Source organism: Cyanobium gracile UHCC 0281 (assembly GCF_034931305.1).
In the GTDB taxonomy this organism is placed as follows: Bacteria; Cyanobacteriota; Cyanobacteriia; order PCC-6307; family Cyanobiaceae; genus Cyanobium; species Cyanobium gracile_A.
Window position 1 is genome coordinate 1 of the sequence record NZ_JAYGHY010000011.1, and the last position, 12,966, is coordinate 12,966.

Genomic DNA, 12,966 nt, shown 5'->3' on the forward strand with positions numbered 1-12,966 from the left:
CCCGGATCCAGGGGCAGGGCGGCCAGCCACGGGCCCGTGACCGCCGTCAGGGCCGCCAGGCTGGTATCGGGATCCTCGGCGCCGGCCAGCTGCCGCAGAGGCACGCCTTCGGCGGCGGCCAGCCGCTCCGCCACCGCCGCCAGGCCTTCCAGCTCCTGCCGCAACCCCAGTCCCACCAGCAGCAGGCCGCCGCCGGGCTGCGTTTCGGTCCCTGAAACCGACATGGTTGTTTGCACTGCGCGGGCCGGGTCGCTTCTACCATCGTGCTGCGAAGCAACGCCGCCTGCGCCCTTGTCCACTTTCTCGACCGCTGAACGGGTGGAGCAGAGCGGGCAGCCGCCCCTCACCAGCCACGACCCTCGCCGGTTGCGGTTGTTCAGCGGCAATTCCAACCCCGGCCTGGCGCACGAAATCGCTGCCTACCTCGGCGTGCCCGACGGCCCGAGGGTGATCAAGCGTTTCGCTGATGGTGAGCTCTACATCCAGATCCAGGAGTCGATCCGCGGCTGCGACGTCTTCCTGATCCAGCCCACCTGTGCTCCGGTGAACGATCACCTGATGGAGCTGCTGATCATGGTGGATGCCTGCCGGAGGGCCTCGGCCCGCCAGATCACGGCCGTCATCCCCTATTACGGCTACGCCCGCGCCGACCGCAAGACGGCCGGACGGGAATCGATCACGGCCAAGCTGGTGGCCAACCTGCTGGTCAAGTCCGGTGTCGAGCGAGTGCTGGCCATGGACCTGCACTCCTCCCAGATCCAGGGCTACTTCGACATCCCCTGCGACCACATCTACGGCTCACCGGTCCTGGTCGACTACCTCTCCACCCGGGATCTGGGCGAGGTGGTGGTGGTCTCCCCCGACGTGGGCGGTGTGGCCCGGGCCCGGGCCTTCGCCAAGCAGATGAAGGATGCGCCTTTGGCGATCATCGACAAGCGCCGCTCCGGCCACAACGTGGCTGAAAGCCTCACCGTGATCGGTGACGTGGCCGGCAAGACGGCGATCCTGATCGACGACATGATCGACACCGGCGGCACGATCTTCCAGGGCGCCCAGTTGCTGCGCGCCCGGGGGGCCGCCCGGGTGCTGGCCTGCGCCACCCACGCCGTCTTCTCCCCGCCTGCCGTCGAGCGGCTCTCCACCCCGGGCCTGTTCGAGGAGGTGGTGGTGACCAACAGCATCCCCCTGCCCCCCGACCTGCACTTCCCCCAGCTGCGGGTGCTCTCGATCGCCAACATGCTGGGGGAAACGATCTGGCGGATCCACCAGGAGAGCTCGGTCAGCTCGATGTTCCGCTGAGCAACACCGGCATGGTCGCCTCTCCACCGCCTGTCCAGCGGGTGCCGCTCAAGCGCTTCGCCCATCTCAAGCGCCGTCTGCCGGTACCGCTCACCGTTCTGGTCACGGCCCTGCTGGCCCTGACGGTCGGTGCCCCCCGTCCGGCCGACGCGCAAGGCCGCCTGCCGAAGGGGTTCGAGCGACGCATCGGCGTCTGGCTCACCAACAGCCCCAGCCCCCTCTACTACGACGCCAAACGCATCGAGACCGCCGTGGCGCAGCTCGACGCCGCCGGCTTCAACACCCTCTATCCCAACGTCTGGAGCCGGGGGGCCACCTTCCACCGCAGCCGCTGGGCACCGCTGGAGCCGGCCCTGGCCCGCTCCAACCTCGGCCTCGACCCGATCTGCCGCTTCACCAAGGCCGCCCATCGCCGCGGCATGCAGGTGATCCCCTGGTTCGAGTACGGCCTGATGGAGCCCGGCGATGCCGAGGTCGTCCAGAAGAACCCGGAATGGGTGCTGCGCCGCGCCGATGGCAGTGCCCTGTACGCCATGCACGGCGCCAACCTGAAAACGTCCCCGCTCAAGGACCTGCGGGTGTGGCTGAACCCGGCCCACCCGGGGGTGCGGGCCCGCTTCATCGGCCTGATCAGCGAGATCGTCCAGCGCTGCGGCGTGGACGGCATCCAGCTCGATGACCACTTCGCATGGCCGGTGGAACTGGGCTACGACCCCTACACCCGCGCCCTTTACCTGGCGGACACCGGCCGGGAGCCGCCCGCCAATTTCAACGACCGCTACTGGATGAAGTGGCGCCGCCAGCAGCTCACGGGCCTGCTGCGGGAACTGCGGGGCACCCTGCGGGAGGTGGGCGGCCCGCGGCGCACCGTGATCAGCCTGTCGCCGGGCCCGTTCCGCTTCGCCTACAACCACTGGCTGCAGGACTGGGAGCTCTGGGCCCTGGGTGAACTGGTCGACGACTTGATCGTGCAGAACTACGCCTATTCGGTCAAGGGCTTCGAGCGCGACCTCGACCAGCCGGCGCTGGTCAAGGCCCGCCGCTGGGGCATGCCCGTGGAGATCGGCATCCTGTCCGGTTTCGGTGGCCGCACCCCCGACATGGCCACCCTCGCGCAGAAGGTGCGCCTCTCCGCCGCCCGGGGCCACGGCGTGATCTTCTTCTACTGGGAGGGGCTCTGGGGCCAGCACGCCGGGCCGGAGGGGGCGGCCTTCCGCCAGGCTGCCTTCCGGCGCCTCAACAAAGAGGTGTTCGGCAGCCGCTAGGCGTTCTCGCCAGCCGCGCCGAGGCACTGCCCCACGACCTCGCGGGTGTTGGTGGAGAGGTCGGCCGCCGCCAGCTGGTTGAGGGCCTCCAGCATCCGCTCCCGGCGCCCGGGGCCGTAGCTCTGCCAGCGGCTGAACACCTTGGCCAGGCGCGAGGCCGTGATCGGATTGCGCTGGTCCAGGGCAGCGATCTGGTCGGCCATGAAGCGGTAGCCGCTGCCGTCGGCGGCATGGAACACCGGTGGATTGCCCGCCAGTCCCCCCAGCACCGCCCGCACCGAATTCGGTGCCGCCGGATCGAAGCGGGGATGGTCGAGCAACCGCTGCACCCGCTGCAGGCCATCGGCGAAGGGGGCTGAGGCCTCCAGGGCAAACCAGGAATCGAGGATCACCGGCTTCTGCTCCCAGCGGGCATAGAAGGCCTCCACCGCCTCCTGGCGGGCGGCGATCGGGTGGTCCTGCAGCGCCCGCAGGCCCGCCCGGGCCAGGGTCATCGAGGGTCCGTCCACCGCCGCCCGCGCTGCGGCGATCACCGACGCGTCGCCGGCGGCCACCCGCCAGCTCCAGATCGAGGCGGTCAGCATCCGGTCGCCCACCCCCTCCGGCCAGGCCAAAGACCACTGCGCGCTGACCCGCTCCAGGGCCCGTTGCAGCGGTTCGGCCAGGGCCTCCCCGAAGCGGCCGCGCAGGGCCTGCAGGGCGGCGAACAGGGCCGGCGGATCGGGCTCTGGCGCCGCATCCTCCAGCTCGGCCAGGCCCGGCAGGGCCAGCAGCACGCTGCGGCTGGCCTCCGACAGGGAGGGATCGGCCAGGATCCGCTCGAAGGCGGCGATCAGCGCCTCTTCCAGGGCCATGTCCACCCGTCCGGCGGCCCGGCGCAGCACGGCCCGGCGCAGCAGCAACTGGCCCGCGTCCCAGCGGGCGAAGGGGTCGCTGTCGGCGGCCAGCAGATGCACCAGCTCACTGGAGGGCCGCCCCAGCGCCACCTTCACCGGCGCCGAGAACTGGCGCAGCAGGGAGAGGGCCGGCGGCGGCGCCTGGGCCGGCAGTCCCTCGAAGCGGAAGACCTGCTCCTCCTGATCGATCAGCAGCAGGCGCGTCCCCGCCCCCCAGCGTCGCGGCAGCAGCGGGGCGGCGCCGTGGTCGGGGTCTTCGGCCACCAGCCGCATCGGCAGGGGCTGGCCGGCCTGGCTCACCAGCCCCACGGCCAGCGGAATCACCAGGGGCTGCTTGTGGGGCTGGCCGGGGGTGGCGGGGGTCGACTGGCGCACAAACAGCTCCAGGGTCCCGGCGGCCTTGTTCCAGCGGCGCCGCACGTGCAGCACCGGGGTGCCCGCCTGGTGATACCAGCGGCGAAACTGCACGAAATCGAAGGGCGGCAGGCGGCAGCTGTCGGCCACCTCACCGGCCGCGTCCTGCATCGCCACCACGAAGTCCTCGCAGGTGGCGGCGGTGCCGTCGTGGCGCTGCACATAGAGCGCCATGCCGCGCTGGAAGGTCTCTTCCCCCAGCAGGGTGTGCAGCACCCGGATCACCTCCGAGCCCTTCTCGTAGATCGTGGTGGTATAGAAATTATCGATCGCCTGATAGTGATCCGGTTGCACCGGATGGGCCGTCGGACCCGCATCCTCCCGGAACTGGGTGTTGCGCAGCATCGCCACGTTCTCGATCCGGTTGAGGGCATGGCCGTGCAGATCAGCCGAGAAGCTCTGGTCGCGGAAGACCGTGAGCCCCTCTTTCAACGACAGCTGGAACCAGTCGCGGCAGGTGATGCGGTTGCCCGTCCAGTTGTGGAAATACTCATGGGCGATCACACTCTCGATGCGTTCCAGTTCGCCGTCGGTGGCCGTGGCGGCATCGGCGAGCACCAGCTTGGAGTTGAAGATGTTGAGGCTCTTGTTCTCCATCGCGCCCATGTTGAAGTGGCGCACGGCGACGATGTTGTACTCGTCGAGGTCGTACTCCAGGCCATAGACGCGCTCATCCCACTGCATCGCCCGCTTCAGCGACGCCATGGCGTGGGCGGTGAAGGGGGCATCGCCGGGCTCCACATGCAGGCGCAGCTGCACCGTGCGGCCATCGGCGGTGACGAACGTGTCGCGCACCTCCTCCAGCCGGCCGGCCACCAGGGCGAACAGATAGGAGGGTTTGGGGAAAGGGTCGTCCCAGACGGCGTAGTGGCGGGCTTCCCCGCCGGGCCCGGGCGGCAGGTCGCCGCTCTCGATGCCGTTGCCGTTGGAGAGCAGCACCGGGCAGCTGTCCCTGTCGGCCTCGATCCGCACCCGGAAGCGGCTGAGCAGGTCGGGCCGATCCGGGTGGTAGGTGATGCGGCGGAACCCCTCCGCCTCGCACTGGGTGGTGACCATCCCCCCGCTCACGTAGAGCCCTTCGAGGCTGGTGTTGGCCCGCGGATCGAGCCACACCGTGCTGGTGATCACGAAGGGTTGCTGGGGCGGCTGCAGCACCAGCAGGCGGTCGTCCTCCAGCTGGATGGCTTCAGCGGGCAGGGGAAGGCCGTCGAGTTCCAGGCAGCGAAGCTCCAGATCCACACCTCGCAGCTCCAGCGGCGCGATGGCCTGCTCCGGCGCGTCGGCGCCAGCCCCGGGGAGGAACCCCAGTCGCGCCTCCACCAGGGCATGGTCAGCGAAGAGGCGCACCGTGAGATCGGTGCGCTCCAGCAGGTAGGGCGCCGGCCGGTAGTCGGCGAGGTGCACGACGGCCATCAGAGGCTCACTTGGGGGCTGGCTTGGCGGCGCCCTGCTGCTTGATGGCGTCCTGAACCTTCTTCATGACGTCGGCGGGAACCTCCTTGGGGCAGATCTCCGCGGCACCGAGCACAGCCGAGTTGATGGCGCCGCGGCGCAGTTCTTCGATGGTCAGGGCCTTGGTGCCCACTTGCTGGATTTCCCCCTTGTGCTGGCCGAGGATCAGCTGGGCGATGGTTTCGCCGGCGATACCCACCGATTTCTCGAAGTCGATGCCGGCGGCGCGGGAGATGCAGACGTTGACGGCGCCGATGCGGGTGTAGAGGCCCATCTCAGCGGGGGTGGCTGGGGCCGCGTGGGCCGCCACCGGTGCCAGCAGCAACGGCATGGCCACCAGGGGTGCCACCAGCAGCGGCCGGGTGCGGCGGAGCAGGAGAGACAAAGGGGTAGGAATCCGTGAACCCCCATCGTGATGCATCGCAGCAGCCGCCACACCCGCCAAAGAGTCCGCTCCGCGAGGCGGCCCTGCGGCCGGGGTCCCGGCGCCGAGAGCGCTTAACCGATCGGTTCTCCGGCGGCTTCCAGCCGGATCTCGTGATGGAGCTCCACCAGTTCCAGGTTGCCGTGGCGCCAGGTGTGGATCGAGCGGGAGCGGTAGCGGTCCTCATCCACCAGGCGGATCTGCTCCAGCACCTCCCAGTCGTCGTCGTTGGACTGGAAGGCCATGGTGTGCTCATCGATCTGGCGGATCTGGCTGACGGTGGGGGGACCCGCCAGGAAGCCGCAGCTGCGTCGCAACTGGTGGCCACACAGCCACGCCTCCATGGTTCCCTCCGGCCTGTAGTCGGGCTTGCTCTCGAAGAAGGGCTGATGCCCCTCCGCCCACCAGGTGAACCGGTAGCCCTCATCCCCGTCCACCAAGGCGCTGTGGACCTCGATGCGCAGGTTCATGTCGACCTGCAGAACTTCATCGCCCTCGGTGAAGAAGTAGGTGCGGCGTGACCGCCACAGCCCCAGGTTGCGGGCGAACCAACGCCGCAGGCTGGTGTCGAGGCGGATGCGGCTCTGCACGGGAGCTCCTCCAGCAAGGCCCGGCTGGGTTGATGTGGTCATGGCTGGCCCACGCCGACACAGACGGTCAATCCCCGAAGTCCTAGCGACGTTCACGGGGTTGTGCCCAGAACCCCATAAGGTTGGGTGTATTGCCGCATGCCTGCCGTTGCCGGTCTTGGGGGAGTCCGAGTTCCCGTCGTCGGCGGTGGCAGCCGCCACCACCGACGCCAGCGCTGCCGGCGTTGAGGCCCAGAAACCGCTGCGGTTGCTGCTGGTTGCGGCGCGCCACCACATGGCGTCGGCGGATCTGCGTGCCCTGATCGGGTTCATGAATTCCGAGGAGTGCACCTGCAAGGTGTCGCTGCAGGTGGCCGATCCGGCCGACCACCCCGAGCTGCTCGAACTACACCGGCTGGTGGCCACCCCGGCGCTGATCAAACTCGACCCCTTGCCGAAGCAGGTCTTCGCCGGCAACACCCTGGCGGAGCAGCTGCGCACCTGGTTGCCCCGCTGGCAACAGATGGAGGTGGTCACCAGCCTGGGCCTCAGCCTGCGGCCGGCGGAGATCGACGGCAGCCGCAGCCAGAGGGAAGTGCAGCTCGAGGACCAGCTGCTGGTGCTGCGGCAGGAGAACGAAACCCTGATCGAACGCCTTGGGGTCCAGGAACGGCTGCTGCGCATGGTGGCCCATGAGCTGCGCACCCCCCTCACGGCCGCCAAGTTGGCCCTGCAGAGCCATGCCCTGGGCCAGATCGACGAGAGCCGCTTTCGCGACGTTCTCAACCGCAGGCTGGATGACATCGAGGCCCTCTCCAGGGACCTGCTGGAGGTGGGCACCACCCGCTGGGAAGCCCTGTTCAATCCCCAGCGCCTCGACCTGAGCCAGGTGGCTGCCGAAGCCATCCTGGAGCTGGAGAAGCTCTGGCTGGGTCGGGGGCTGCAGCTCGTCACCGATATCCCCGCCGACCTGCCCGATGTCCATGCCGATCAGCGGCGCATGCGGCAGGTGATGCTCAACCTGCTGGAGAACGCCCTGAAGTTCACCCCCGACGGCGGCAAGGTGAGCCTCAGCCTCATGCACCGCACCAGTCAGTGGGTGCAGGTGAGCATCTGCGACAGCGGCCCGGGCATTCCCCGCCAGGAGCAGCACCGCATCTTCCAGGACCGGGTGCGGCTGCCCCAGACCTCCGGCACCACCTCCGGCTTCGGTGTGGGGCTGTCGGTGTGTCGTCGCATCGCCGAGGTGCACGGGGGCCGCATCTGGGTGGTGTCCGAACCCGGGGAGGGCGCCTGTTTCAACTTCACGGTGCCGGTCTGGACCGGCCAGAGCTCCCTCGAGCCCGATCGCGCCGTCGGCAGCGCACCACCCGCCGCCAGCGACCTTTCTTGACGAAGGGTGCCTCCGGCCCGTAGCGTCCATCACATCAGATCGGCTGCAAGCCGGCTGTGGCCTCGCCCCCATCGTCTAGAGGCCTAGGACACCTCCCTTTCACGGAGGCGACAGGGGTTCGAATCCCCTTGGGGGTATCCATCGGTTCCGGGTCCGAGGCGACAACGCTTGGGCCCGAGTTCCCACTCAAGCTGTGCCAAAGCTGCGCTGCCGGGGTGCTCAGACGGTGAACAGACGTCGAGCCGCCGAGGACGTCAGCCTGCTTCGAAGCGTCGCTGGGCTTCCCGCTGCACGCCCCGCAGGTTGCTGGCCAGGTCCTCCTTGAGACGCTGCTCGATCAGACCGATCGGCATGCCCGGTTTGCCCTGCACGGTGAGGTCATAGAGGAGCCAGGTGCTGGTGTCGTCGATGCCCACTTGCCAGAGGCCCTGGAAGCAGCGGAAATCGCCCTCCAACATGCGGAAGGCGAGGCGGCCCTGGTCAGGCTCTTCAATGAGCTCCAGCTGCACGCGGGCACTGAAGCGCAGGCCGCAGAACTGCTGGGTGCCCACCTGCTCGAGGGCGACCTGGTTGCCGCGACGCCAGAGCTGGCGGGAACTGGCCAGGTTGGGGATGAAGCTGTCGAGGTGGTCGTAGTCGGTGAGCACCGACCAGATCCACTCGGGGGCGAGGCTGAGCCGCAACTGCACCGCCAGACGGCGGGTGCCGTGGGGGAGCCGCTCCATCTCCTGCTGGATCGTGTCGAGGGCACAACAGGCCTCTCTGGCGACCAAGGCCTCGGGGGACGGGAGGGTCACGGGGCTGGGAAACAACGCCAGAGGCTGTGCCAAGACGGATCGGAGCTCGCTCGGGGCTTGGGGGAGGGTGGCAGCGGACGGCACCGCCAATGGTGCGTCGGAACACAAACTAGCCCGTGTTTCCGCTTTCCGGTCAAAGAAGGCTGCCCAGGCTGCCCGAGGAGGCGTGAGGCGAGTTCTCTATGATCGGCCCGATTTTCGGCACCGTCGCCCGCATGCGCGTTTCCACCGGCAAGGCCACCCAGTCCGACGGCCGCATGTTCACGGTTGTCGTCGAAGGCTTCGGCGTCGGTCTGCAGCGGCGGGCGGAACGCCGTCTCACCGTGCCCTTCAGCCAATTGCAGCGGCTGATGCAGACCATCGCCCTTCAGGGTGGTCGGATTCGGGCCATCAACGCTGAGGAGGTCCCGGCCGGGTCCGAGCCCCAGGCCCCCTCCACCGAAGCTGCAGCCGACGCCCCGGCCGCCCCACCCACCCCCGCCAGGAAAGCCCCCGTGAGCCACGCCGACGTTCCGGTCAATCTCTACAAACCCAAGGACCCCTTCATCGGCACGGTCACCGGCAACTACAGCCTCCTGGCCGAGGGGGCCATCGGCCGGGTCAACCACATCACCTTCGACCTGTCCGAAGGCAACCTGCACTACGTCGAGGGCCAGAGCATCGGCATCATTCCCGATGGCACCGATGCCAACGGCAAGCCCCATAAGCTGCGCCTCTATTCGATCGCCAGCACCCGCCACGGCGACAACTGCGAGGGCGGCACGGTCTCCCTCTGCGTCCGCCAGCTCCAGTACGAGAAGGACGGCAGCACCATCAACGGCGTCTGCTCCACCTTCCTCTGCGACATCGAACCCGGCGCCAAGGTGAAGATCACCGGCCCGGTGGGCAAGGAGATGCTCCTGCCCCCCGATGAGGACGCCAACGTGATCATGCTGGCCACCGGCACGGGCATCGCCCCGATGCGGGCCTACCTGCGCCGCATGTTCGAGCCGTCCGAGCGCGCCAAGAACCCCGAGTACCAGTTCCGCGGCAAGGCCTGGCTGATCATGGGCGTCCCCAAGACCCCCAACCTCCTCTACGAGGACGACTTCCAGCGCTATCTGGCCGAGTACCCGGAGAACTTCCGCTACACCAAGGCGATCAGCCGTGAGCAGCAGAACCCCAGCGGCGGCCGCATGTACATCCAGGACCGTGTCACCGAGCACGCCGATGAGATCTTCTCCCTGATCGAGGACCCCAAGACCCACGTCTACATGTGTGGTCTGCGCGGCATGGAGCCCGGCATCGACGAGGCCATGACCGCCGCCGCCGCTGCCAAGGATCTCAACTGGAGCGAACTGCGGCCTCAGCTCAAGAAGGCCGACCGCTGGCACGTCGAGACCTACTGATCCCGGCGGCGACCCAGCCCTTTGCCTCGCCCCCAAGCCCGCTTCCGGCGGGCTTTTTCATGGGCGACGATCCGAGAATGCACACACCGGCAGGCTCCCTGCGGCGGCGATGCAGCGGGATGCCGGAGCAGCCGTTAAACCAGGGTGACCGGACGTCCTGCCCATGACCGCCATCCTCACCAATCCCCTGCGGGTGGGTCTGCGCCAGGAGCGGGTGATCTCGCCCCAGTGCATCGTCATCTTCGGGGCCAGTGGCGACCTCACCCACCGCAAGCTGATCCCGGCGCTGTTCGAGCTGTTTCGCCAGCGGCGATTGCCCAGCGAGTTCGCGGTGCTCGGCTGCGCCCGTCGCCCCTGGAGCGACGAGGAGTTCCGCGACAAGATGGGCGCGGCGCTCTCCGATGAGATCGCCGCCCATCGCACCGCCTGGGACCAGTTCGCCCAGGGGCTCTTCTATGAGCCGGTGGATCTGCAGCAGCCCGACCACCTGGTGCGTCTCGGCCAGCGGCTCGAGGGCATCGACCGGTTGCGGGCCACCCGCGGCAACCGCACCTTCTATCTCTCGGTGTCGCCGGAGTTCTATGGCAGCGGCTGCCGTGCCCTGGCCGGGGCCGGCCTGCTGGCCGATCCGGACCGCAGCCGGGTGGTGATCGAGAAGCCCTTCGGCCGGGATTACGCCAGCGCCCAGGCCCTCAACAAAGTGGTCCAGGCCTGCGCCAAGGAAAGCCAGGTGTTCCGCATCGACCATTACCTGGGCAAGGAAACGGTCCAGAACATCCTGGTGTTGCGCTTCGCCAACACGATCTTCGAGCCGATCTGGAACCGCAACTACATCTCCAGCGTCCAGATCACCGCCGCTGAAACCGTGGGGGTGGAGGAACGGGCTGGCTATTACGAGTCGTCCGGCGCCCTGCGGGACATGGTGCAGAACCACCTCACTCAGATCCTGGCCCTGACGGCCATGGAGGCCCCCGGCCGCTTCGATCCGGAGGCGATCCGCAACGAGAAGGCCAAGGTGCTGCAGTCGGCGCGCCTGGCCAACGAGGAGGAGGCCTGGAAGTGCTGCGTGCGGGGCCAGTACGCCGCCGGCGGCAGCATGACCAAGCCCCTGTCCGGCTACCGCCAGGAGCCGGGGGTGAACGCCAACAGCACCACCGAGACCTACGTGGCCATGAAGGTGGCCATCAACAACTGGCGCTGGCAGGGCGTGCCCTTCTATCTGCGCACCGGTAAGCGGTTGCCGAAGCGCCTCAGCGAGGTGGTGCTCACCTTCCGCGAGGCCCCGGTGCACCTCTTCGACGCCGCCGGTGGCGCCCCCACCCCCAACCAGCTGATCCTGCGTATCCAGCCCGATGAGGGCGCCGAATTCAAGTTCGAAGTCAAGGCCCCCGGCTCCGGGATGCGCAGCCGCCCGGTCGACATGGCCTTCAGCTATGACGAATCCTTCGGTGAACCCTCCGATGAGGGCTACGTCCGGCTGCTGGCCGACGCCATGCTGGGAGATCCCACCTTGTTCACCCGCAGCGATGAGGTGGAGGCGGCCTGGCGTTTGTACACCCCGCTGCTGGCCCTGATCGAGGAATCCCCCTGGCAGCTGCCGGTCCACCCCTACGAAGCCCGCACCTGGGGGCCGGCCGCCGCCGACGGCCTCCTGGCCGATGACGGCCTGATCTGGCGCCGCCCCTGAGGCCCGGGTCAGGCCCCCTATCACCTTCCAGCTCCGCCGACCAGCGATCTCCGCCCCCTCCCGCGTCCCAATGGCTCCCCAGCTCACCCTCCAGGCCCCCCTTGATCTGCCGCCCGAGGAGGTCCATCCCTACCTCCAGCGCCTCTGGACCCATGACCTGGAGGGGTCCATCGGGGCGGCCACCTTCACCCTGGTGGTCTGGGAACCCTCCTGGCTGGAGCAGCAGATGGTGCGCATCGGCCGGGTCGACGGGCCGATCACCGGCCTGCTGCGCCAGGAGCTTCTCGAGGCGGCCCGCCTGGCCCTGCCGGACACCGACCTGCCCCTCAGTACGGCGCCCATGGATCCCCGGCTGGCCTGGGCCATCGGCCAGAAGGATGGCCACCACAAGAGCCAGGACCTGCGCGGCCAGTTCGTGGAAAGCGCCATCAGCGCCCACATGCCGCGGCGGTTGATCACCCTGGCCCCCACCCTCGACCCCGGCCATCCCCTCGAGACCCTTGTGGCCGCCTACTGCCCGCTGCCGGAGGAGGGCGGCGCTGGTGCCGCCTGCGGGGATGTGGTGGTGCTGCGCGGCGGCATGGGAGCGCTGCAGCAGAGCCTCGACCTGTTCCAGACCCTGGTGGACGAGAGCTTGCCCTGCTGGGTGTGGTGGAACAGCAGCCTGGATGAGCCCTCCGAGATGCTGGAGGCGCTGGCACCGGTTCCCCGGCGCCTGGTGATTGACAGCTCCCTGGGCGAACCGCGCCGCTGCCTCGACCTGATGCTGGCCCGGATCAGCGCCGGCCAGGCCGTCAACGATCTCAACTGGCTGCGGCTGCGCACCTGGCGGGAGTCCCTGGCCATGGTCTTCGACCCCCCGTCCCGTCGGGACGCTCTCGGCCATGTGGTGCAGCTCGACATCGACGTGGAGGGGGACCACCCGGTCAAGGGCCTGCTGCTGGCCGCCTGGATCGCCGACCGCCTGGGCTGGCACCTGGTGAGCAGCTACATGGTGGAGGTGGATGGACCGGGCCAGGGCATCACGGCGGAATTCGAACGCACCGACGGGGTGGCGGTCCAGTTCACCCTGATGCCGGTGCCCATGGGCGTACCCAAGACCCATCCCGGCGCCATCGTCGGCATGCGGCTGATCTGTGAACCGGTGCTCCGGCCGCCCCTGTGCGTGATCCTCTGCTCGGAATCAGGGGGCTGCATGCGGCTGGAGTCGGGGGGCATGGCGAGCATGGAACTGGCCGAGGGGGTGGTCCCCCTGCCCGAAGAGAGCGAGGAGATGGAAATGGCCCGCCTGCTGTCCGGCGGCCACGATTCCACCGCTCCGCTGCTGGCGGCGGCCGTGCCCCTGGCGGCCACCCTGCTGCCAGGCTGAAGCGCCCCTCCCC

Annotated in this window: 11 protein-coding genes and 1 tRNA gene; 7 read left to right on the forward strand and 5 right to left on the reverse strand. The window is 68.8% G+C overall.

Going from position 1 to position 12,966, the window contains the following annotated elements:
• Positions 1–224 (reverse strand): hypothetical protein (locus VB739_RS05260; protein ID WP_323356061.1); only part of this gene is annotated, 224 nt, incomplete at its 3' end.
• 67 nt (positions 225–291) lie between these two features.
• Between VB739_RS05260 and VB739_RS05265 the strand changes: the two genes are divergently transcribed.
• Both VB739_RS05265 and VB739_RS05270 read left to right on the forward strand, forming a co-directional pair.
• Positions 292–1,299 carry a ribose-phosphate pyrophosphokinase gene (locus VB739_RS05265; protein ID WP_323356062.1) on the forward strand — a complete coding sequence of 336 codons (1,008 nt, stop codon included), beginning with the start codon at positions 292–294 and terminating at the stop codon, positions 1,297–1,299.
• An 11-nt stretch (positions 1,300–1,310) separates the two neighbouring features.
• On the forward strand, positions 1,311–2,564 hold the full coding sequence (locus tag VB739_RS05270; protein ID WP_323356063.1) for a glycoside hydrolase family 10 protein: 1,254 nt from the start codon (positions 1,311–1,313) through the stop codon (positions 2,562–2,564).
• Here VB739_RS05270 and pepN read toward each other — a convergent pair.
• The 3 genes from pepN to VB739_RS05285 all read right to left on the reverse strand — a co-directional run bounded on the left by pepN (position 2,561) and on the right by VB739_RS05285 (position 6,382).
• The gene (pepN, locus tag VB739_RS05275) at positions 2,561–5,287 is read right to left on the reverse strand and encodes an aminopeptidase N (RefSeq protein WP_323356064.1); all 2,727 of its coding nucleotides are present in this window, start codon (positions 5,285–5,287) and stop codon (positions 2,561–2,563) included. The genes VB739_RS05270 and pepN overlap by 4 nt on opposite strands.
• 7 nt (positions 5,288–5,294) lie before the next feature.
• Positions 5,295–5,711, reverse strand: a complete 417-nt coding sequence (locus tag VB739_RS05280) for a cAMP phosphodiesterase (protein WP_323356065.1) — start codon at positions 5,709–5,711, stop codon at positions 5,295–5,297.
• A gap of 113 nt (positions 5,712–5,824) precedes the next feature.
• Positions 5,825–6,382: a hypothetical protein gene (locus tag VB739_RS05285; RefSeq protein WP_323356066.1), complete on the reverse strand. Its 558-nt coding sequence runs from the start codon at positions 6,380–6,382 to the stop codon at positions 5,825–5,827.
• A 145-nt stretch (positions 6,383–6,527) separates the two neighbouring features.
• Between VB739_RS05285 and VB739_RS05290 the strand changes: the two genes are divergently transcribed.
• Positions 6,528–7,712, forward strand: coding sequence for a histidine kinase (locus VB739_RS05290; protein WP_323356117.1), 1,185 nt, complete (start codon positions 6,528–6,530; stop codon positions 7,710–7,712).
• 64 nt (positions 7,713–7,776) lie between these two features.
• Positions 7,777–7,849: transfer RNA gene (locus tag VB739_RS05295), tRNA-Glu, on the forward strand.
• A gap of 117 nt (positions 7,850–7,966) precedes the next feature.
• Here VB739_RS05295 and VB739_RS05300 read toward each other — a convergent pair.
• Positions 7,967–8,437, reverse strand: a complete 471-nt coding sequence (locus VB739_RS05300; protein ID WP_323356118.1) for an SRPBCC family protein — start codon at positions 8,435–8,437, stop codon at positions 7,967–7,969.
• Between the two features lie 287 nt (positions 8,438–8,724).
• Here VB739_RS05300 and petH point away from each other — a divergent pair, with 287 nt between their 5' ends.
• The 3 genes from petH (at position 8,725) to VB739_RS05315 (ending at position 12,953) form a co-directional block, all read left to right on the forward strand.
• Positions 8,725–9,897, forward strand: coding sequence for a ferredoxin--NADP reductase (petH, locus tag VB739_RS05305; RefSeq protein ID WP_323356067.1), 1,173 nt, complete (start codon positions 8,725–8,727; stop codon positions 9,895–9,897).
• 163 nt (positions 9,898–10,060) lie between these two features.
• Positions 10,061–11,584, forward strand: a complete 1,524-nt coding sequence (gene zwf / locus VB739_RS05310; protein ID WP_323356068.1) for a glucose-6-phosphate dehydrogenase — start codon at positions 10,061–10,063, stop codon at positions 11,582–11,584.
• A gap of 70 nt (positions 11,585–11,654) precedes the next feature.
• On the forward strand, positions 11,655–12,953 hold the full coding sequence (locus tag VB739_RS05315) for a glucose-6-phosphate dehydrogenase assembly protein OpcA (protein WP_323356069.1): 1,299 nt from the start codon (positions 11,655–11,657) through the stop codon (positions 12,951–12,953).
• The last annotated feature ends 13 nt before the right edge of the window (positions 12,954–12,966 follow it).

What these genes read in the sequence shown, in the direction of transcription:
- petH (WP_323356067.1), top strand. Translation starts at nt 8,725, where the DNA reads ATGCGCGTTTCCACCGGCAAGGCCACCCAGTCCGACGGCCGCATGTTC.
- zwf (WP_323356068.1), top strand. Translation starts at nt 10,061, where the DNA reads ATGACCGCCATCCTCACCAATCCCCTGCGGGTGGGTCTGCGCCAGGAG.
- VB739_RS05285 (WP_323356066.1), bottom strand. Translation starts at nt 6,382, where the DNA reads ATGACCACATCAACCCAGCCGGGCCTTGCTGGAGGAGCTCCCGTGCAG.
- VB739_RS05300 (WP_323356118.1), bottom strand. Translation starts at nt 8,437, where the DNA reads ATGGAGCGGCTCCCCCACGGCACCCGCCGTCTGGCGGTGCAGTTGCGG.
- pepN (WP_323356064.1), bottom strand. Translation starts at nt 5,287, where the DNA reads ATGGCCGTCGTGCACCTCGCCGACTACCGGCCGGCGCCCTACCTGCTG.
- VB739_RS05270 (WP_323356063.1), top strand. Translation starts at nt 1,311, where the DNA reads ATGGTCGCCTCTCCACCGCCTGTCCAGCGGGTGCCGCTCAAGCGCTTC.
- VB739_RS05315 (WP_323356069.1), top strand. Translation starts at nt 11,655, where the DNA reads ATGGCTCCCCAGCTCACCCTCCAGGCCCCCCTTGATCTGCCGCCCGAG.